Raw genomic sequence first — 20,238 nt, 5'->3', positions numbered from 1 at the left:
CGCCAAAAAGTAAGCGATGACAAACACGTAATGTGTAGGTAGTCACGGCATCACAATCTGTTAAACGTAAGTTTAGCCGATATACACAAACTCAACCTGACTTTATCATTATCGATAGCGTAGAGCGCAGTACGCCATAACGTTGTCGTTATGGCGTCTGTGCACGCTTTGTAATTATTACAGTTTAGAACTTACCCAGCTTTCAACACTGGCCAGTGCCGCTGGAAGGGCTGCTGCGTCTGTACCACCGGCTTGCGCCATGTCTGGACGACCGCCGCCTTTACCGCCCACTTGCTGAGCGACCATACCAATCAGCTCCCCTGCTTTCACACGGTCGATCACGTCCTTAGATACGCCCGCAATCAGAGAAACCTTACCTTCTGCTACCGTTGCCAGAACGATAATGGTTGAACCGAGCTGGTTCTTCAGATCGTCGACCATGGTACGAAGCATTTTCGGCTCCACGCCTGCCAGTTCGCTGACCAGCAGTTTGACGCCGTTAATCTCAACCGCTTTGCTGGAGAGATTTGCGCTCTCAGCAACGGCGGCCTGTTCTTTCAGCTGCTGCAACTCTTTTTCCAGCTGACGGGTACGTTCCATCACGCTGCGCACTTTTTCGCCCAGGTTCTGGCTATCGCCCTTCAGCAACTGCGCGATGTCGTGCAGTTGATCGCTCTGCGCATGCAGTAATGCAATCGCGCCTTCGCCAGTGACCGCTTCAATACGACGAACACCTGCCGCCGTACCCGATTCAGACACAATACGGAACAGACCGATGTCGCCCGTACGGCTGGCGTGCGTACCGCCGCACAGCTCGGTGGAGAAATCGCCCATGCTCAGCACGCGAACGCGTTCGTCATACTTCTCACCGAACAGGGCCATTGCGCCTTTGTTCTTCGCCGCGTCGAGATCCATGATATTGGTTTCGATCGGCAGGTTGCGACGGATCTGGGCATTCACCAGATCTTCTACCGCACGGATTTCCGACGGTTTCATCGCTTCGAAATGGGAGAAGTCGAAACGCAGCACTTTGTCGTTGACCAGCGAGCCTTTCTGCGCAACGTGCGTGCCCAGAACCTGGCGCAGCGCGGCGTGCATCAGGTGCGTCGCGGAGTGGTTCAGACGGATACGTGCGCGGCGCGCTTCATCAACGATAGCCTGAACGCCCTCGCCCACTTTCAGCGTGCCGGAGGCCAGCGTACCCTGATGACCAATCGCCTGGCCGTATTTCTGTGTGTCGTTCACCGCAAAGCTGAAATCACTGCCTTTCAGCTCGCCTTTGTCGCCAACCTGGCCACCTGATTCTGCATAGAACGGCGTCTTATCCAGAACCACAACCGCAGCCTGACCTGCGCTGATGCTGTCCACGGCTTTGCCGTCAACAAACAGAGCGGTCACTTTGCCGTTGGTTTCGAGATGCTCATAACCTTCGAATTCGCTGCTGCCATCAACACGGATCATCGCGTTGTAGTCGGCACCAAAACCGCTGGACTCACGCGCGCGGCGGCGCTGCTCTTCCATTGCCGCTTCAAAGCCTGCTTCGTCAACTTTGATGTTGCGCTCGCGGCAGACGTCAGCCGTCAGGTCAACCGGGAAGCCGTAGGTATCATACAGACGGAAGGCGGTTTCACCATCCAGCGTATCGCCTTTCAGCTTCGACAGTTCGTCATCCAGCAGGGCCAGACCACGTTCCAGCGTACGGGCAAACTGCTCTTCTTCGGTTTTCAGAACCTGCTCAACCTGTGCCTGCTGGCGTTTCAGTTCATCGCCGGCTGCACCCATCACGCCAACCAGTGGCCCAACGAGTTTGTAGAAGAAGGTGTCCTTCGCGCCCAGCATGTTGCCGTGACGGATAGCACGACGAATGATACGGCGCAGCACATAGCCACGGTTTTCATTCGACGGGATCACGCCGTCAGCAATCAGGAAGGCACAGGAGCGGATGTGGTCAGCAATAACGCGCAGAGATTTGTTGCTCAGATCGGTTGCGCCAGTCACTTCGGCAACAGACTTAATCAGGTTGCTGAACAGATCGATGTCGTAGTTGGAGTTAACATGCTGCAGTACTGCGGCAATACGCTCCAGACCCATACCGGTATCTACGGATGGCTTCGGCAGCGGCTCCATGGTGCCGTCGATTTGACGGTTGAACTGCATGAAGACGATGTTCCAGATCTCAATGTAACGGTCGCCGTCTTCTTCTGCGCTGCCCGGAGGGCCGCCCCAGATGTGATCGCCATGATCGTAGAAGATTTCGGTGCATGGACCGCATGGACCGGTATCGCCCATCTGCCAGAAGTTGTCAGACGCGTAAGGTGCGCCTTTGTTATCGCCGATGCGAATAATACGTTCGCGCGGGATACCCACTTCTTTTTCCCAGATTTCATAGGCTTCGTCATCGGTTTCGTAGACGGTAACCCACAGACGCTCTTTCGGCAGGTTGAACCAGTTTTCACCGGTCAGCAGTTCCCATGCGTACTGGATAGCATCGTGTTTGAAATAATCGCCGAAGCTGAAGTTACCCAGCATTTCGAAGAAGGTGTGGTGACGTGCGGTGTAACCGACGTTTTCCAGATCGTTATGTTTACCGCCCGCACGCACGCAGCGCTGCGAGGTGGTTGCGCGAGAATAATTACGCTTGTCGAGACCAAGGAAGACATCCTTGAACTGGTTCATCCCGGCGTTGGTAAACAGTAAAGTTGGATCGTTGTTCGGTACCAGGGAGCTGCTGGCAACAACCTGGTGTCCCTTACTATGGAAAAAATCGAGAAACGCCTGTCGGATCTCAGCGGTGCTCTTGCTCATAATTATCCTGAAATCAAGCTAACGAAATGTCACAGCGGGTCGCTACACAACCTTTGTTGGACGGACCAGCTACTGAAAAAAGTGGGAATAAGATAAGTTTTCTTTAAAGGGAAGTAAAATCCCGCATGCGTTCATTCGGTAAAATTACGCCAGATATCCTGAATATCTTCCATAAGGAAGCCGCGATAAAGCAAAAAGCGCTGGATTTTGACTTTTTCCGAAAACTCCCGCGGCAAAGGCTCGCCATACTTCCGTACGGCCTGTTCCCGCGCCAGTTCGCACCAGTCAATGTCGCATTCACGCATCGCCTTTTCGCTGGTTTCGCGGGCGATACCTTTTTGATTTAGCTCCTGACGGATGCGAGCTGGACCGTACCCTTTACGGCTGCGGCTGGCAATGAAGCGCAAGACAAACCGGGTATCGTCCAGATAGCTGTGCTCATAGCACCAGGCGACCACCCGATCGTAATCTTCTGCCGTGGCATCGATGGCTTCTGGTCCGTTTTTGCTCATTACCGGCGCGGCGAGCTTGCGGCGAAGCTCCTGTTCGCTGTGATCGCGAACGGCAAGAATACGCACAGCGCGATCTAACAGACGGTTATAAGCAGGACGACGTGCTGGGGATTCATTCATAGATAAACCTGCTGCAGTCAAAAAGCAAAAGGGCCGCACTAAGCGACCCTTGTCTATTACATCCGATTATCAGAAATCTTCGTTGGTTTCTTCAACGCCTTCGCCATCAACAGCGAACTGCGGTTTGGAATCCTGGTTGCTGAGCAGAAGCTCACGCACCTTCTTCTCGATCTCTTTTGCTGCTTCCGGGTTCTCTTTCAGCCAGGAGATAGCATTCGCTTTACCCTGACCAATCTTGTCACCGTTGTAGCTATACCAGGCACCCGCTTTCTCAATCAGCTTCTCTTTCACGCCCAGGTCAACCAGTTCGCCGTAGAAGTTGATACCTTCACCGTAGAGGATCTGGAACTCAGCCTGTTTAAACGGCGCAGCAATCTTGTTCTTCACAACCTTCACGCGGGTTTCGCTACCCACCACGTTTTCACCGTCTTTCACGGCACCGATACGGCGGATATCCAGACGCACAGAGGCGTAGAATTTCAGCGCGTTACCACCGGTGGTGGTTTCCGGGTTACCGAACATCACACCAATCTTCATACGGATCTGGTTGATGAAGATCAGCAGCGTGTTGGACTGCTTCAGGTTACCGGCCAGCTTACGCATCGCCTGGCTCATCATACGTGCCGCGAGGCCCATGTGAGAGTCACCGATTTCGCCTTCGATTTCTGCTTTTGGCGTCAGGGCTGCAACGGAGTCGACGATAATTACGTCTACTGCGCCAGAGCGCGCCAGTGCGTCACAGATTTCCAGTGCCTGCTCACCGGTATCCGGCTGGGAGCAGAGCAGGTTGTCGATATCAACACCCAGTTTACGTGCGTAGACCGGATCCAGCGCATGCTCAGCATCGATAAAGGCACAAGTTTTGCCCTCGCGCTGTGCAGCAGCCACGACCTGTAACGTCAGGGTGGTTTTACCGGAGGATTCTGGCCCGTAGATCTCTACGATACGACCCATAGGCAGGCCGCCAGCACCCAGTGCAATATCCAGCGAAAGCGAACCGGTGGAGATAGTTTCTACATCCATGGAACGATCTTCACCCAGGCGCATGATGGAACCTTTACCGAATTGCTTTTCGATCTGGCCCAGTGCTGCCGCCAACGCTTTCTGTTTGTTTTCGTCGATAGCCATTTTTTCCTCTCATGCCGGGTGAAACAACTGCGCTTCACCTTGGATTTCTGTTCTGTTGGGGCAATTATACTGTATGCTCATACAGTATCAAGTGTTTTGTAGAAATTGTTGCCAGAGCGTTTTTAACGCATAAACGGTGGCCTGACGACGCACGCTTTCACGGTCGCCGCTGAAGCATTCCCGCCGGGTAATCCCCTCCCCTTGCGCTGTCGCAAAGCCAAACCAGACCGTTCCGACAGGCTTTTCATCGCTGCCGCCGTCCGGCCCGGCAATGCCACTAATAGAGATAGCATAGTCCGCGCGGGCGGCACGCAGGGCACCAATCGCCATCTCGATGACAACCGGCTCGCTGACCGCGCCATGCTCGATAAGCGTAGGTTCCCGTACGCCGATCATTTGCGCTTTCGCTTCATTACTGTAGGTGACAAACCCGCGTTCAAACCAGGCGGAACTGCCAGCAATATCAGTGATCACTTTTGCCACCCAGCCACCGGTACAGGACTCGGCAGTGGTGAGCGTGGCACCGCGCTGTTTTAACGCCTGCCCGACGCTCTCACTGAGCTGCATCAATTCATGGTCAGTCATATCGTTTTGGCTCCTTAAAAACGTGCAGCACAAGATAGCACTTTAGCCTGTAGATATGAGGATGAGGTGAAGGTTTTACGAGGGTGCTTCAGAAAAATTAACCTGGCCGTCAGGGTAATTTAAAAGTGAGTGGCACCACGCCACCCACTTTTCGGCAAGAAGAGGCAGCGTTAACTGAACGGCGAGCTTACGCGCGCCTGCGCCACGGCCAGCCCCAACTGCCAGACCGCCATCGCATAGTGCGTGCTGTGGTTGTAGCGGGTGATGGTGTAGAAGTTCGGCAGACCGTACCAGTACTGGTAGCCGGTACCGATATCCAGACGCAGCAGGCTGACCTGCTGATTGCCATTCAGCGGCTGCTGCGGCGTTAACCCTGCCGCGGTCAGCTGTGCGGTGCTGTAGCGGGTTTTAAAGCCGTTCTCCAGCCCTGGCGCCTGGCCGTTCGCGAGGATTGCCACCGGCTGGCCTTGCGTCCAGCCGTGCTCTTTGAAGTAGTTGGCGACGCTGCCAATCGCATCCTCAGGGTCCCACAGGTTAATGTGGCCATCGCCATTGAAATCGACCGCATACTGCTTATAGGAGGACGGCATAAACTGGCCGTAGCCCATCGCACCGGCAAAGGAGCCTTTCAGATCCAGCGGATCGTCCTGCTCGTCACGCGCCATCAGCAGGAAGGTTTCCAGCTCAGAAGAGAAATACTCCGCGCGGCGTGGGTAGTTAAAGGAGAGCGTTGCCAGCGCATCAAGAATGCGGGTTTTGCCCATCACGCGGCCCCAGCGGGTTTCCACGCCAATAATCCCGATGATGATCTCCGGCGGCACGCCGTAAACCTGCTGGGCGCGGGTCAGCGCATCCTCATACTGGTTCCAGAACGCTACGCCGTTTTGCACGTTATCCGGGGTAATAAACTGTTTGCGATAGCGTAACCACGCGCCGTTCGGCCCGACCGGGGGCTGCGTGGTCGGAGCCTGGCGGTCCATCAACCGCAGCACGTAGTCCAGACGTTTCGCCTGGGAGAGGATCTCCTGCAGCTGGGTTTTATTGAAACCGTGCTTGCTCACCATTTTGTCGATGAACTGTTCCGCCGCGGGGTTGTTGGCGAAATCGCCCCCCATCTGCATCACATTATGCTGGGGTTCCAGCAGGAAGCCGCCGGACGGGGCGCCTGCCGTTTGCTGAACCTCTTCGGTCTTCGGTTTGCTGCTGCAGGCGGAAAGCAGAATAAGCGCAGGCAATAAGGCTGCGTAACGACGCTTGAACATGACAGATCCATTCAACAAATTCGATAAGAGGCAAGTATGGTAAAGCATCCGGGACACCTCAAGGAAGAGATGCGAAGCCGCACGGCAAAATCTTTATGCGTCCAAAGCTAAATTCGTTCTCTTCTCAACCACGTCATCCTCTTCCTGCCCAAGACGGCACTCCGTTGCAGGAGTTAAAGCCTGGTGTGATCATGCCTAATGATTCGCACTGTCAGGATGCATTATCATTAGCGCTTAAATTGAAACAGGGATAATTTCGTTGTGAACGTTATAAGCTGGCGAAATTATCATTTTGCAACCCGAAGAACTCAACGCCTATGAAACCCCGTCAGTAGCAGGCGGCGATTCCCGACCCTCTGCAAAAGCAGGGAGAATACAAGGTGTTCAGCGTCAGTAAAGCGATGTGCAACGCCGCCCGGGAAGTGATCCTGATGGCCGATTCATCCAAATTTGGTCGTAAAAGCCCCAATATTGTCTGTAGCCTTGAGAGCGTCGATAAGCTGATCACCGACGCGGGTATCGATCCGGCGTTTAAAAAAGCGCTGGAAGAGAAAGGAATCGAAGTCATTGTAACCGGAGAGAGAGATGAGTGATTTTCTGTTAAACGCGGGTCGTCAAACCCTGATGCTGGAACTGCAGGAGGCCAGCCGCCTGCCGGAACGTCTGGGGGAGGACTTCGTGCGTGCGGCAAACACCATTATCCAGTGCGAAGGAAAAGTGATTGTCGCGGGCATTGGCAAGTCCGGCCATATCGGTAAAAAGATTGCCGCGACCCTTGCCAGCACCGGCACGCCGGCCTTTTTTGTCCATCCGGCTGAAGCCCTGCACGGCGACCTGGGTATGATCGAAAGCCGCGACGTACTGCTGTTTATCTCCTACTCCGGCTCGGCGAAGGAACTGGATCTGATCCTGCCGCGCCTGCAGGAAAAATCGGTCGCGCTGCTGGCGATGACCGGCAAAGCCCGTTCGCCGCTGGCGCTCGCCGCCAAAGCCACGCTGGATATTTCCGTGGAGCGCGAAGCCTGCCCGATGCACCTTGCCCCTACCTCCAGCACCGTCACTACCCTGATGATGGGCGATGCGCTGGCGATGGCGGTTATGCAGGCTCGTGGCTTTAACGAAGAAGATTTTGCCCGCTCCCACCCTGCCGGCGCACTGGGGGCGCGCCTGCTGAATAAAGTCCACCACCTGATGCGCACCGACGCGGCAGTCCCGCAGGTGAAGCTGAATACCAGCGTGATGGATGCGATGATGGAGCTGAGCCGCACTGGGCTGGGACTGGTGGCGGTCTGCGATGATGACCTCCAGGTTAAAGGCGTCTTCACCGACGGTGACCTGCGTCGCTGGCTGGTGGGCGGCGGCCAACTGGAGGTTAACGTCAGCAGCGCCATGACCACTGGCGGCCTGACGCTGAATGCCGAAAGCCGCGCCATCGAGGCCAAAGAGCTGCTGATGAAGCGCAAAATCACCGCCGCCCCGGTGGTGGACGAAGCTGGCCGCCTGTGTGGTGCCATCAACCTGCAGGATTTTTATCAGGCAGGTATCATCTAACCCTTCAGACCCAGACGTTTCGCCAGCCGGTGCAGGTTGGCGACGTCGGTCTCCAGCGCCCTTGCGCTCGCCGCCCAGCTGCGGCTGTTCTGCTCCAGCGTCCGGGTGATCATCTGGCGCTGAAACGCCTCCGTTGCCTCACGCAGATTCTGATGTACCACCACCGGGTTTTCCGGCATGACCGCAGGTGTGCTCTCATCATGCAGGGCGAAATGCTGCGCGTGGATCACCACGTCATTCCCCAGCCGCGCCGCCCGGGCCAGCACCACCGCCCGGTGGATGGCATGTTCCAGCTCGCGCACGTTGCCTGGCCAGCCGTAACTCAGCAAATGCGCCCGCGCGCCGGGGCTAAGCACCACCCGGGACAACCCCATCCGCAACCGGCATTGTTCGCAAAAATAGCCCGCCAGCAGTACCACGTCTTCGCCCCGTTCGCGCAGCGGCGGCACCGAAAGCGGGAAGACACTCAGGCGGTGGTACAGGTCGGCGCGGAAGTTCCCGGCCAGCACCTCTTCACGCAGATCGCGGTTGGTGGCCGCCAGTACCCGCACATCGACCCGCAGGCTGCGGTCGTCGCCCACGCGCTGGATATCGCCATACTGCAAAACGCGCAGCAGCTTGGCCTGTAGCGCCAGCGACAGTTCGCCAATCTCATCAAGGAACAGGGTGCCGTTATCGGCCATTTCAAACTTGCCGCTGCGGTTGCTGATGGCCCCGGTAAAGGCCCCTTTCACGTGGCCGAACAGCTCGCTCTCCGCCACGCTCTCCGGCAGGGCCGCGCAGTTGAGGTAGACCAGCGGATTCACCGCTCTTGGCGATGCCTCATGGATAGCTTTCGCCACCAGCTCTTTGCCGGTGCCGGTTTCTCCCTCGATCAGCACGTTCAGGTCGGAAGCCGCGACAATCTCAATCTCTTTTTTCAGGCTCACCATGCCCGGCGATAGCCCGATCATTTCGGTATTTTTCACCTGCTCAAACACCGCCGGGCCAGCGGGCAGGCTGTTCTGGCTCTCCAGTTGCTCAATCAGCAGGGCATTGTTTAGCGCCCCGGCGGCAAGGGCGGCAATGAGCCTCAGCTCCTCGTCGCTGAAGGTATCGAACTGATCCGGTGACATACCGTCGAGGGTCAGCGCACCAATCAGGTTTTGTCCGGCAAACAGCGGCAGGCCGATACAGGCGTGCACCTTCAGGCTCTCCTGTCCGGGGATCAGCCCGTCGTAGGGGTCGGGCAGATCGCTGTCGGCCGGGAAGCGCACCACATCCCCGGCGCGGGCGATGGTCTCCAGCCGCGGGTGGCCCTCCAGGGTAAAGCGCCGCCCCAGCACGTCCTGCGCCAGCCCGTCGATCGCCAGCGGGATAAACTGCCGCCCTTCATAGCGCAGCAACGCCGAGGCATCGCAATCCAGCACGTGACGCAGGGTGGAGATCAGCCGCTGAAAACGATCCTGATGGCCGATACCGCTTTGCAATTCAATGGCGATTTTCGCCAGCACCTCTACAGAAAAACTCATTGTCGCCTCGCTGTCATTTTGACAATGCATCTTGTCATATTGACTATATCAATGACAGTCAAAATGACTACCCGTCAGGGGTTAATATTTTTAAAATGCTTTTAAATCAATAAATTAAAAAGTTGGCATGCAACCTGCAATTACCCTGACATCTTTCGTTTAATTTCGCTGTATTAAGTTGAGGTTGCTATGTCTATTCTGGTTAAAAACAATATTCATTGGGTTGGTCAACGTGACTGGGAAGTACGTGATTTTCACGGCACGGAATACAAAACACTGCGCGGCAGCAGCTACAACAGCTATCTCATCCGCGAAGAAAAAAATGTCCTGATCGATACCGTCGATCATAAGTTCAGCCGTGAGTTCGTGCAAAACCTGCGCAGTGAAATTGACCTGGCCGATATCGACTACATCATCATTAACCATGCGGAAGAAGATCACGCCGGGGCGCTGACAGAACTGATGTCCTGCATCCCGGACACCCCAATCTACTGCACCAACAACGCCATCGACTCCATTACCGGTCACCACCACCATCCAGAGTGGAATTTCAACGTGGTGAAAACCGGTGACTCACTGGATATTGGCAACGGCAAGCAGCTGATCTTCGTTGAAACCCCAATGCTGCACTGGCCGGACAGCATGATGACCTACATGACCGGCGACGCCGTGCTGTTCAGTAACGACGCCTTCGGCCAGCACTACTGCGACGAACGTCTGTTCAATGACGAAGTGGATCAGGCTGAACTGTACGAGCAGTGCCAGCGCTACTACGCCAACATCCTGACCCCGTTCAGCCGTCTGGTTACGCCAAAAATTACCGAAATCCTCGGCTTCAACCTGCCGGTGGATATGATTGCCACCTCCCACGGTGTGGTATGGCGTGATAACCCAACCCAGATCGTCGAGCAGTACCTGAAATGGGCCGCAGACTATCAGGAAGATCGCATCACCATTTTCTACGACACCATGTCCAATAACACCCGCATGATGGCCGACGCGATTGCCCAGGGCATCAACGAAGTGGATCCGAACGTGGCGGTGAAAATCTTTAACGTGGCGCGCAGCGACAAGAACGACATTCTGACCAATGTCTTCCGCTCTAAAGGCGTGCTGGTGGGCACCTCCACCATGAACAACGTGATGATGCCGAAAATTGCTGGTCTGGTCGAAGAGATGACCGGTCTGCGCTTCCGTAACAAACGCGCCAGTGCGTTCGGCTCCCACGGCTGGAGCGGCGGTGCGGTTGACCGTCTTTCTACCCGTCTGCAGGATGCAGGCTTTGAAATGTCGATGAGCCTGAAGGCCAAATGGCGCCCGGATCTGGATGCGCTGGAAATCTGCCGTCAGCATGGCCGCGACATTGCACGTCAGTGGGCGCTCGCTCCGCTGCCAGAAGCAACCGCCAAAGCCACACCTGAACAGGAAGCCTGCGCCTGTGCCGCCGCCGCTGCCGCCGACCTCGGCCCACGCATGCAGTGCAGCGTCTGCCAGTGGATCTACGATCCGGCCACCGGTGAGCCGATGCAGGATGTCCAGCCAGGCACACCGTGGAGCGACGTCCCTGATAACTTCCTCTGCCCGGAATGTTCCCTCGGTAAAGACGTCTTCGAAGAACTGGGATCGGAGGTAAAATGAGCCAGGGTATCGTCATTATCGGCTCGGGCTTCGCCGCCCGCCAGCTGGTGAAAAATATCCGCAAACTGGATGCGAACGTCCCGCTGACGCTGATAGCCGCAGACAGCATGGACGAGTACAACAAGCCAGACTTAAGCCACGTCATCAGCCAGAGTCAGCGCGCCGACGACCTCACCCGCCAGACGGCGGGGGAGTTTGCCGAACAGTTTAACCTGCGCCTGTTCCCTTACACCTGGGTCACCAACATTGATGCGGCGGCGCATGTGGTCAAAGGGAAAGACAACCAGTGGTCCTATGACAAACTGGTTCTGGCTACCGGCGCCTCGGCCTTTGTGCCCCCGGTTCCTGGCCGTGAACTGATGCTGACCCTTAACAGCCAGATGGAGTACCGCGCCTGCGAAAGCACCCTGCGTGATGCCCGGCGGGTGATGATTGTTGGCGCGGGGCTTATCGGCAGCGAACTGGCGATGGACTTTTGCCGGGCCGGGAAAGCAGTCACCCTGGTTGACCATTCCGCCAGCATTCTGTCGGCGCTGATGCCAGCCGAAGTAAGCAGTCGCTTACAACATCGCCTGACCGAGATGGGTGTGCATCTGCAACTGAAATCCCAGCTGCAAAGCCTGACCAAAACCGATACCGGCATTTGCGCCCTGCTGGATCGCGATCGCTGCATCGAAGTGGATGTGGTGATTGCCGCCACCGGCCTGCGCCCGGAAATCGGGCTGGCACAGCGTGCGGGGGCAGAAACCCAGCGCGGCGTGAAAGTTGACAGCTATCTGCAAACCACGCAACCGGACATCTATGCCCTGGGGGACTGCGCCGAAATTAATGGCCAGGTGCTGCCGTTCCTGCAGCCTATCCAGTTAAGCGCCATGTATCTGGCGAAGAATCTGCTCGGCGCCAATACACCACTGAAACTACCGGCGATGCTGGTGAAGGTCAAAACGCCGGAACTGCCGCTGCATCTGGCAGGTGAAACCCAGCGCCAGGATTTGAACTGGCAGATCGCCATCGAGCCTCAGGGGATGGTGGCGAAAGGGGCCGACATCGAGGGCAATTTACGCGCCTTTGTGGTCAGTGAAGATCGGATGAAGGAGGCTTTTGCCCTGCTGAAATCATTACCTGTTTAACCCTCAAACTCTTGCTCTACTCGTTGTATGTTTGTCAGATTTTGCCTTTCGCAGCCCCGGTGCCCCGGGGCTTTTTGTATTTTTCATTAATCTTAAAATTCGATAAATAATAAAATACGGAACATCCGAAAAACATCACCCTGTTTTATTCCGTGATTTCTTTTTAATCTGAGAGGATATTTATTAGCCGGAGATAAACATGGCGACCTTCCTGAAAGAAATTAACGACCTTGCTGACTATTTTAAAAAAGTTCAACCTGTCGAACGCATATTATTCCGCTGGCTTTACCTTAGCCCGGAGGCGCGCACCGAGCGCCTGAAAGAGCTGATGCTGCCTGTCAGCGCGAAAAAGAATTAATAAAAAACGGCACGACTGCCGTTTTTTTATTGTCTAAAAAGCGGAAGCATTCACCAAACATATCCTTGTTTACTTAAATATAAATATACCAAAAGAGTTGCAGGGGAATTAATTTAAAGCCCATCACATTTTTACGTCCCGCCGTTTCAACCCTCATGAAAAGCTGTTATTTTGCGCCGTGAATTAAGCCCCTTTTTTGGACATGGATATTATGAACGCATTTAGCTATCTGCAACGGCTGGGCAAGGCTCTGATGTTGCCTATCGCGACCTTACCTGTCGCCGCGATTTTATTACGTCTGGGTCAACCCGACGTGCTGAATATTCCTTTTATTGCCAGCGCAGGCGGCGGCATTTTTGACAGCCTGCCCCTGCTCTTTGCGCTCGGCATCGCCATTGGACTGGCGAAAGACAACGCCGGTGCTGCCGCCCTGGCGGGCGCTGTCGGTTTCCTGGTGCTGACCAAAGCCACGGCAGTCATTAACTCCTCCATTAACATGTCCTTCTTCGCCGGGATCATCGCGGGCGTGGTGGCGGGTCACTGTTACAACCGTTTCTCTGATACCAAACTGCCGGATTTCCTGGCGTTCTTTGCCGGTAAACGGCTGGTGCCGATCATGACCGGGCTCATCTGCCTGCTGCTGGCGTGGATTTGCGGCTACGTCTGGCCATCGGTACAGCACGGGATTGATACTTTCAGCCTGCTGGTTTCCCGCAGCGGTGAGCCGGGCTGGTTTATTTATGGCATTCTTAACCGCGCCTTGATCCCCTTCGGCCTGCATTACATTCTGCACTCGGTATTCTGGTTCAGCCTCGGCGACTGCCTGAAGGTGACCTACGATGCGGCCAGCAGCTTGCACAATATCTGCCTTGCGCCGGATGTGGTGAAAGGGTTAGTGGTCGGCGGTGCCGTGCCGGGCATTGACGGCTCCAGCATCACCCAGATCGCCACCGATCTGACCCGCGGCGATCTCAATCGCTTCTTCGCAGGCGATCCGCATGCCGGTGTTTATATGGCATGGGCTTACCCAATCTTTATGGGCGGTCTGCCCGGTGCGGCGCTGGCCATGTACTTCGCGGCCCCGAAAGCGCGCCGTTCGGCGGTGGGCGGGATGCTGCTTTCCGTTGCCCTGACCGCATTCCTGACCGGGATCACCGAACCGATTGAGTTTTCCTTCCTGTTCCTTGCCCCTGCCCTGTATGCCCTGCATGCCGTGCTGGCTGGCGTGAGCATGGTGATTGCCAACAGCCTTGGCGTATTGCACGGCTTTGGTTTCTCGGCGGGTCTGATCGACTTCGTGCTGAACTGGGGCTTAGCCACAAAACCCTGGATCCTGATCCCGCTGATTGCCCTGTTCTTTGCGATCTATTTTGTCGTCTTCAGTTTCGCGATCCGCGTCTTCAAGCTCAAAACGCCGGGCCGGGAAGATGACGAGAGCGTTACGGGGGAGTCAGACGACCAGAACGAAGCCATCACGCAGTATATTGCTGCGCTGGGCGGGGAACAGAACCTGAAGCTGGTTGACGCCTGCATTACCCGTCTGCGTTTGACGCTGGTCGATAATAGCGTCCTCGACGAACCGGCCCTGAAAACGCTGGGCGCCAAAGGCATCCTGAAGATGGGCACGCAGAATGCCCAGGTGATTCTGGGGCCGCAGGCGGAAAGCATCGCATTAAAAATCAAAGCGCGGCTTAACGCATAAAGATACCCCCTCTTCCTACGGGGAGAGGGGTTAGCCTTCAAAACCGGAACAGTTGCTACATCTCTCCCTTATTTCTTCCGTAAAACCACCTACACTCTGACCATTGCGATGATTCCCCGGGAACGCTATGCGCCAGCTTCAGAAAATCCGCCAGTACCAACGACTTACCGTCCATTACGGCTTTACGCCAAAACTCACCACCCTCGGCGAGGTCGCCGAAGTGGCGCTGTGCAGCGAACGCCACGCCCGAACTCTGTTACGCCAGCTAAGTGAAAGCGGCTGGCTGATCTGGCGCGCCCAGGCGGGACGCGGGCATCGCGCCACCCTGCACTGCCTGGTGACCACCAGCGAACTCAGCGCCCCGCTGATGCATGCCTGTCTTGAGAAGGGAGATTATCAGAGTGCGCTGCAGCTGGCGGATGGCGATCCGGCCAGCCTGCATCACATCATCACCCCCTTTCTCGGCGGCAAATGGCTGAAGCATCAGCCGACGCTGCGCATCCCCTGGTATCGCCCGCTAACCTCCCTGCACCCGGCTCGTCATCGTCGGCGCGCCGAACAGCATATTATCTGCGCAGTACACGCCGGGTTAACGCGTTACGAACCGGGTCAGGCGCAGCCGGTAGCCGATCTGGCACACCACTGGGCCTGCTCCGACGACGGGCTGCGCTGGCATTTTTACCTGCGCAGCGGCGCGCACTGGCATAACGGCCAGCCGTTGAGCGATGACGATATTTTGAGTGCGGTGCAGCAGTTGCTCGCCGACCCGGCGCGCAACAGTGGATTGTTGCATATCGATGCGGTGACCCTCGCCGCCCCCTGGTGCCTGGCGGTTTATCTGCATGCGCCGGATGCCCTGCTGGCGCATCGCCTCGCGCATCCGGTCTGCCGCCTGCCGCATCCCCGGCAACCCGAGGTCGGTGCCGGGCCGTTCGCCATTGCCCGCCACCACTCGCATTTTCTACGCCTCGAGCGTCAGCCCTGGTACTTTGCTTCCCATCCCCTGCTGCACGCCATTGAGTTCTGGCGCACCGGCACAGTAGCCGATAAACCGGCATGGATTACGGTAGGGAAAGGCAGCGCCCCGCAGGAGGCCGTGACCTCAACCAGCGGCGGTTTTGCGTGGCTGATGATGAATGCCAGCCTGCCCGCTCCGTTAGCCGCCTGGCTGCGTCAGACCGCCCTGACCCTTAACCAGCAGTGCTTTGGCAAGCGTGAGGATCTGCAGATCCACACCGAAATCCTTCCCGCACTGCGGGTACGCACCCTGCCCGCCCCCTCTGATATCGAGCTGCCGCCCCGGCTGAAACTGGTGTGCTACAACACCCCGGAGCTGCGCGAGCTGGCAGAAACCTGGCGGTTCCAGCTACAGCCGCACGGCTGTGAACTGCACATCGAGTGGAAAGATCGTGATGGCTGGTATGCCCCCGATACGCTGGCAGATGCCGATCTGCTGCTGGGAGATCATCTGGCCACCGGGATGGCAGCCTTTGCGCTGGCGGAGTGGTTTGTCTATGAACCTGCCTGGGCCACGGCGTTAGGCGAGGCGGGCTGGGAGGCCGCGAAACAGCAGCTAATGCAAAACAGCGACAGCGAAGCGCATTTTCACGCTTATCTGACGCCCTTTTTCCAGCACCTGCTGGCGGAGGGGCGCTGCACGCCGCTATTCCACTATCGCTACCGGATCAACGCCCTGGAAAACGTTCAGGATATGGTGCTGACTGCAGGGGGCTGGCTCGATTTTACCCGCGCCTGGCTGCCCCCGGCCGCCGGACTGTGATCAACGGTGTGGACCGGGGATAACCGAATCACGCAGGATCAGCTCCCCGGCAAAGGTCTGGCGGAAAGTAAAGTCCCCGCCATCGAGCATAAAGATCAGGCGGCTGATGGTCTCTTTCACCATCTCCGTCACCGGCACACGCACGCTGGAGAGCGCGGGCACCACATACGGTGCCATCGCAATGTCATCGAAACCCACTACCGAAACCGCGCCCGGCGTGGCGATCCCGCTGTCGTGGAGCTGCTTAATGGCCCCAATCGCCATGTCGTCGTTACTCGCCACCAGCGCGGTAAAATTCTCGCCGCGTGCCAGCAGCGTCGCGACGCCTGCCGCCCCGCTGGCCGGGTTCCATTTACCCTCAACAATCAGCGACTCGCGCAGCGGAATGCGGTGCTGCGCCAGCGCGTCTTTGTAGCCTGAAAGACGCTCAATCCCGGTGGGGGAGTCCAGCGATCCGGTAATAAACGCGATATCGTGGTGGCCCTGTTCGATGAGGGTGGATACCGCCGCCTGGCTGGAGGCTTTATGATCCGACCAGACGCAGTGACTGCTGTTTTTACGCAGCCGACGGTTCAGTACCATCACCGGTTGCTCGTGTTTCTGGATGATCTCATCCATCTCATCGACGCTGAGAAAACGCGGGTAGATGATGATCGCATCACAACGCATATCGAGCAGATACTGAATCGCTTCGCGCTCTTCATCGGCGCTGTGCTTGCCATCGGCAAGGATCAGCTGCCGCCCTCTCTCCTCGGTCATTCGGGCGGCATGGAACAGCAGCTCGCTGAAATAGACCCCGTGATAGAGGGTGTTGGTCACCACCAGCCCGAGGGTCTGTGTACGTTTGGTCGCCAGGTTGCGCGCCAGTAAATTGGGGCGGTAGCCGCTCTCTTCAATCGCCTGAAAAACCCGGTCTTTTGTCTCCTGGCTTACGTAGCCATTGCCCGAAAGCACCCGGGAAACCGTTGCCTTCGAGACTCCTGCCCGCTTCGCCACTTCCAGCATCGTGGTCATCAATCTGTTCCGTCTGAATCTAATGAGCGGCAGTGTACTGCACCGCGTGAAAATTGTCGCAGCAGGACGATCACGCTTTTTGCGCCCTTAGGTGATCGTCATCACGAATCTAAAAAATGGGCAAAACGTGATCTTGTTTGATCCATAGAAACTCTTCATGATTTTGTGGAACCGGTTTCCTATATAAGTTTCATCGTTGCATACGGTGAAGACGTACCTTACTGATAAAACAGGATACAACCCGATGGCCAAAAATTATGCTGCGCTGGCGAATGCCGTTGTCAGCGCGCTCGGCGGCAAAGAAAACATCGTCGCCGTCACCCACTGTATGACCCGACTGCGCTTTGTGGCGAAAGACGAGAGCCTGATTGACAGCGCCACGCTTAAAAGCATCAGCGGCGTGCTGGGGGTAGTGCGCAACGACAACCAGTGCCAGGTAATCATCGGCAATACCGTGTCCCAGGCGTACCGCGAGGTGGTCAATCTGCTGCCCGCCGAGATGCAACCTGCTGCGCCCCAGGGGCCGCAAAAACTGACGCTGCGACGCATTGGCGCGGGGATCCTGGATGCGCTGATCGGCACGATGTCACCGCTGATCCCGGCGATCATCGGCGGATCGATGGTCAAGCTGCTGGCGATGATCCTTGAGATGACCGGCGTGCTGACCAAAGGCGAGCCGACGCTGACCATTCTGACGGTGATCGGCGATGGTGCCTTCTTCTTCCTGCCGCTGATGGTGGCGGCCTCCGCCGCGGTGAAATTCAAAACCAACATGTCGCTGGCGATTGCCATTGCGGGCGTGCTGGTGCACCCGAGCTTTATCGAACTGATGGCCAAAGCGGCGCAGGGCGAGCACGTTGAGTTCGCCTTTGTTCCGGTCACCGCGGTGAAATACACCTACACGGTGATCCCGGCGCTGGTGATGACCTGGTGCCTGTCGTATATCGAACGCTGGGTGGACAAAATTACCCCAGCCGTCACCAAAAACTTCCTCAAACCGATGCTGATCGTCCTGATTGCCGCCCCGCTCGCCATCGTCCTGATTGGGCCGCTGGGGATCTGGATCGGTAGCGGCATCTCTTCACTGGTTTACACCATTCACGGTTATCTGGGCTGGTTGTCCGTGGCCATTATGGGCGCGCTGTGGCCGCTGCTGGTCATGACCGGTATGCACCGTGTCTTTACCCCTACTATCATTCAAACCATTGCCGAAACCGGTAAAGAAGGGATGGTAATGCCGTCTGAAATTGGTGCCAACCTGTCGCTTGGCGGTTCGTCGCTGGCGGTGGCGTGGAAAACTAAAAACCCGGAACTGCGCCAGACGGCGCTGGCGGCGGCGGCCTCTGCCATCATGGCAGGGATCTCTGAACCGGCGCTGTACGGTGTCGCGGTTCGCCTGAAACGTCCTTTAATTGCAAGCCTGATCAGTGGTTTTATCTGCGGCGCCGTCGCCGGGATTGCCGGACTGGCCAGCCACTCAATGGCGGCACCGGGCCTGTTTACCAGCGTCCAGTTCTTTGACCCGGCGAACCCGATGTCCATCGTCTGGGTATTCGGAGTGATGGCCCTGGCCGTGGTGCTCTCTTTCGTGCTGACCCTGATCCTGGGCTTTGAAGATATCCCGGTAGAAGAGGAAGCGGAAAAAGCGCGCGCCCTGCAAACCGCGCCGGTTCAGGCTAAAGCAGCACAAGCATAAATGTATAGCGAGGTAAAAATGTCAGTTTTTCCACAAGGATTTTTATGGGGCGGCGCACTGGCCGCTAACCAGAGCGAGGGCGCATACCGTGAAGGCGGCAAGGGCTTAACCACCGTCGATATGATCCCCCACGGCGCACATCGCCTGGCGGTGAAAGTGGGTAAGGAAAAACGCTTTGCGCTGCGTGAGGAGGAATTTTATCCGAGCCACGAAGCAATTGATTTTTACCATCGCTATAAAGAAGACATCGCCTTAATGGCCGAGATGGGCTTCACGGTATTCCGTACCTCGATTGCCTGGAGCCGTCTCTACCCGAATGGCGACGAGCCGCTGCCTAATAAAGAAGGGATTGCGTTTTATCGTGCGGTGTTCGAAGAGTGCAGGAAGTACAACATCGAGCCGCTGGTCACGCTGTGTCACTTCGATGTCCCGATGCATCTGGTGACCGAGTATGGCTCCTGGCGTAACCGCAAGATGGTCGACTTCTTCGCCCGCTATGCGCGCACCTGTTTTGAAGAATTCAACGGGCTGGTGAAATACTGGCTCACCTTCAACGAAATCAACATTATGCTGCACAGCCCGTTCTCCGGGGCCGGGCTGGTGTTCGAAGAAGGCGAAAACGAAGATCAGGTGAAGTATCAGGCGGCGCACCACGAGCTGGTGGCAAGCGCGCTGGCGACCAAAATCGCCCACGAGGTGAACCCGCAAAACCAGGTGGGCTGTATGCTGGCGGGCGGCAATTTCTACCCGTACTCCTGTAAACCCGAAGACGTATGGACGGCACTGGAAAAAGACCGCGAGAACCTGTTCTTTATCGACGTGCAAGCCCGTGGCAGCTATCCGGCCTACTCTGCCCGCGTGTTCCGCGAAAAAGGCGTGGTGATTGTCAAAGATCCGGGCGATGACGCGCTGCTGAAACACACCGTCGATTTTGTGTCGTTCAGCTATTACGCTTCGCGTTGTGCTTCGGCAGACATGAATGCCAACAACACCAGCGCGGCCAACATCGTCAAGTCCCTGCGCAATCCGCATATCGAGGTGAGCGAATGGGGCTGGGGCATCGACCCGCTCGGCCTGCGTATCACCATGAACATGATGTACGACCGCTATCAGAAACCGCTGTTCCTGGTGGAGAACGGCCTCGGCGCGAAAGACGAGCCGGACGCCAACGGCGAGATCAACGACGACTACCGCATCAGCTACCTGCGAGAGCATATCCGCGCCATGGGCGACGCAATAGAGGACGGGGTCCCGCTGATCGGCTACACCAGCTGGGGCTGTATTGATCTGGTGGCCGCCTCAACGGGCGAGATGAGCAAGCGCTACGGCTTTATCTATGTCGATCGTGATGACGCCGGTAACGGTACCCTTGATCGTAAACGTAAAAAATCGTTCTGGTGGTACAAAAAAGTGATCGCCAGCAACGGTGCTGATTTAGAGTAATCC

At 56.7% G+C, this 20,238-nt stretch carries 15 protein-coding genes and 1 pseudogene; 9 read left to right on the top strand and 7 right to left on the bottom strand.

Annotated elements, in window-relative coordinates:
• Positions 1-177 precede the first annotated feature (177 nt).
• The 5 genes from alaS to mltB all read right to left on the bottom strand — a co-directional run bounded on the left by alaS (position 178) and on the right by mltB (position 6,412).
• Positions 178-2,805, bottom strand: coding sequence for an alanine--tRNA ligase (gene alaS / locus C3F35_RS16695; RefSeq protein WP_032613580.1), 2,628 nt, complete (start codon positions 2,803-2,805; stop codon positions 178-180).
• A gap of 131 nt (positions 2,806-2,936) precedes the next feature.
• Positions 2,937-3,437, bottom strand: a complete 501-nt coding sequence (gene recX, locus C3F35_RS16690) for a recombination regulator RecX (RefSeq protein WP_032613582.1) — start codon at positions 3,435-3,437, stop codon at positions 2,937-2,939.
• A gap of 69 nt (positions 3,438-3,506) precedes the next feature.
• Positions 3,507-4,565, bottom strand: a complete 1,059-nt coding sequence (recA, locus tag C3F35_RS16685; RefSeq protein ID WP_032613584.1) for a recombinase RecA — start codon at positions 4,563-4,565, stop codon at positions 3,507-3,509.
• An 87-nt stretch (positions 4,566-4,652) separates the two neighbouring features.
• Positions 4,653-5,150, bottom strand: coding sequence for a nicotinamide-nucleotide amidase (pncC, locus tag C3F35_RS16680; RefSeq protein ID WP_032613587.1), 498 nt, complete (start codon positions 5,148-5,150; stop codon positions 4,653-4,655).
• 170 nt (positions 5,151-5,320) lie between these two features.
• Positions 5,321-6,412: a lytic murein transglycosylase B gene (gene mltB / locus C3F35_RS16675; protein WP_175637265.1), complete on the bottom strand. Its 1,092-nt coding sequence runs from the start codon at positions 6,410-6,412 to the stop codon at positions 5,321-5,323.
• A 377-nt stretch (positions 6,413-6,789) separates the two neighbouring features.
• Here mltB and srlR point away from each other — a divergent pair.
• Both srlR and gutQ read left to right on the top strand, forming a co-directional pair.
• A pseudogene (srlR, locus tag C3F35_RS16665) lies at positions 6,790-7,005 on the top strand (glucitol operon DNA-binding transcriptional repressor SrlR); the annotation flags it as partial.
• Positions 6,998-7,963, top strand: a complete 966-nt coding sequence (gene gutQ, locus C3F35_RS16660) for an arabinose-5-phosphate isomerase GutQ (RefSeq protein ID WP_103792545.1) — start codon at positions 6,998-7,000, stop codon at positions 7,961-7,963. The pseudogene srlR and the gene gutQ, both read left to right, overlap by 8 nt.
• Here the strand turns inward: gutQ and norR are convergent.
• Positions 7,960-9,474, bottom strand: a complete 1,515-nt coding sequence (gene norR / locus C3F35_RS16655) for a nitric oxide reductase transcriptional regulator NorR (RefSeq protein WP_103792546.1) — start codon at positions 9,472-9,474, stop codon at positions 7,960-7,962. The two genes, gutQ and norR, sit on opposite strands and share 4 nt — an antisense overlap.
• A 189-nt stretch (positions 9,475-9,663) precedes the next feature.
• Here norR and norV point away from each other — a divergent pair, with 189 nt between their 5' ends.
• The 5 genes from norV to C3F35_RS16635 all read left to right on the top strand — a co-directional run bounded on the left by norV (position 9,664) and on the right by C3F35_RS16635 (position 16,082).
• On the top strand, positions 9,664-11,112 hold the full coding sequence (gene norV / locus C3F35_RS16650) for an anaerobic nitric oxide reductase flavorubredoxin (RefSeq protein ID WP_032613595.1): 1,449 nt from the start codon (positions 9,664-9,666) through the stop codon (positions 11,110-11,112).
• A complete protein-coding gene (gene norW / locus C3F35_RS16645; protein ID WP_103792547.1) occupies positions 11,109-12,242 on the top strand; it encodes an NADH:flavorubredoxin reductase NorW in 1,134 nt (377 codons plus the stop codon). Before norV ends, norW begins: the two co-directional genes overlap by 4 nt.
• A 199-nt stretch (positions 12,243-12,441) precedes the next feature.
• On the top strand, positions 12,442-12,600 hold the full coding sequence (locus tag C3F35_RS26850) for a hypothetical protein (RefSeq protein WP_164530006.1): 159 nt from the start codon (positions 12,442-12,444) through the stop codon (positions 12,598-12,600).
• 211 nt (positions 12,601-12,811) lie between these two features.
• Complete coding sequence (gene nagE, locus C3F35_RS16640) at positions 12,812-14,302, top strand: N-acetylglucosamine-specific PTS transporter subunit IIBC (protein WP_103792548.1); 1,491 nt, start codon at positions 12,812-12,814, stop codon at positions 14,300-14,302.
• A gap of 127 nt (positions 14,303-14,429) precedes the next feature.
• Entirely contained in the window at positions 14,430-16,082 is a 1,653-nt protein-coding gene (locus C3F35_RS16635; RefSeq protein ID WP_103792549.1) for an SgrR family transcriptional regulator, read from the top strand.
• Here the strand turns inward: C3F35_RS16635 and C3F35_RS16630 are convergent, their stop codons facing one another.
• Positions 16,083-17,096, bottom strand: a complete 1,014-nt coding sequence (locus C3F35_RS16630; RefSeq protein WP_059307301.1) for a LacI family DNA-binding transcriptional regulator — start codon at positions 17,094-17,096, stop codon at positions 16,083-16,085.
• Between the two features lie 244 nt (positions 17,097-17,340).
• On the opposite strand from C3F35_RS16630, the gene ascF reads away from it, so the two are divergent.
• Both ascF and C3F35_RS16620 read left to right on the top strand, forming a co-directional pair.
• A complete protein-coding gene (ascF, locus tag C3F35_RS16625) occupies positions 17,341-18,792 on the top strand; it encodes a PTS cellobiose/arbutin/salicin transporter subunit IIBC (RefSeq protein WP_103792550.1) in 1,452 nt (483 codons plus the stop codon).
• An 18-nt stretch (positions 18,793-18,810) separates the two neighbouring features.
• On the top strand, positions 18,811-20,235 hold the full coding sequence (locus tag C3F35_RS16620; RefSeq protein ID WP_032613669.1) for a 6-phospho-beta-glucosidase: 1,425 nt from the start codon (positions 18,811-18,813) through the stop codon (positions 20,233-20,235).
• Positions 20,236-20,238 lie beyond the last annotated feature (3 nt).

It is taken from the genome of Leclercia sp. LSNIH3 (assembly GCF_002935105.1).
In the GTDB taxonomy this organism is placed as follows: domain Bacteria; phylum Pseudomonadota; class Gammaproteobacteria; order Enterobacterales; family Enterobacteriaceae; genus Enterobacter; species Enterobacter adecarboxylatus.
This window is presented reverse-complemented; position numbering and strand designations above follow the sequence as displayed.

Bases quoted from the DNA above. Each gene is read 5' to 3' on its own strand.
- norW (WP_103792547.1), top strand. From the start codon at position 11,109: ATGAGCCAGGGTATCGTCATTATCGGCTCGGGCTTCGCCGCCCGCCAG.
- alaS (WP_032613580.1), bottom strand. From the start codon at position 2,805: ATGAGCAAGAGCACCGCTGAGATCCGACAGGCGTTTCTCGATTTTTTC.
- ascF (WP_103792550.1), top strand. From the start codon at position 17,341: ATGGCCAAAAATTATGCTGCGCTGGCGAATGCCGTTGTCAGCGCGCTC.
- gutQ (WP_103792545.1), top strand. From the start codon at position 6,998: ATGAGTGATTTTCTGTTAAACGCGGGTCGTCAAACCCTGATGCTGGAA.
- mltB (WP_175637265.1), bottom strand. From the start codon at position 6,412: ATGTTCAAGCGTCGTTACGCAGCCTTATTGCCTGCGCTTATTCTGCTT.
- norR (WP_103792546.1), bottom strand. From the start codon at position 9,474: ATGAGTTTTTCTGTAGAGGTGCTGGCGAAAATCGCCATTGAATTGCAA.
- recA (WP_032613584.1), bottom strand. From the start codon at position 4,565: ATGGCTATCGACGAAAACAAACAGAAAGCGTTGGCGGCAGCACTGGGC.
- C3F35_RS16630 (WP_059307301.1), bottom strand. From the start codon at position 17,096: ATGACCACGATGCTGGAAGTGGCGAAGCGGGCAGGAGTCTCGAAGGCA.
- norV (WP_032613595.1), top strand. From the start codon at position 9,664: ATGTCTATTCTGGTTAAAAACAATATTCATTGGGTTGGTCAACGTGAC.
- C3F35_RS16620 (WP_032613669.1), top strand. From the start codon at position 18,811: ATGTCAGTTTTTCCACAAGGATTTTTATGGGGCGGCGCACTGGCCGCT.
- C3F35_RS26850 (WP_164530006.1), top strand. From the start codon at position 12,442: ATGGCGACCTTCCTGAAAGAAATTAACGACCTTGCTGACTATTTTAAA.
- nagE (WP_103792548.1), top strand. From the start codon at position 12,812: ATGAACGCATTTAGCTATCTGCAACGGCTGGGCAAGGCTCTGATGTTG.
- pncC (WP_032613587.1), bottom strand. From the start codon at position 5,150: ATGACTGACCATGAATTGATGCAGCTCAGTGAGAGCGTCGGGCAGGCG.
- C3F35_RS16635 (WP_103792549.1), top strand. From the start codon at position 14,430: ATGCGCCAGCTTCAGAAAATCCGCCAGTACCAACGACTTACCGTCCAT.
- recX (WP_032613582.1), bottom strand. From the start codon at position 3,437: ATGAATGAATCCCCAGCACGTCGTCCTGCTTATAACCGTCTGTTAGAT.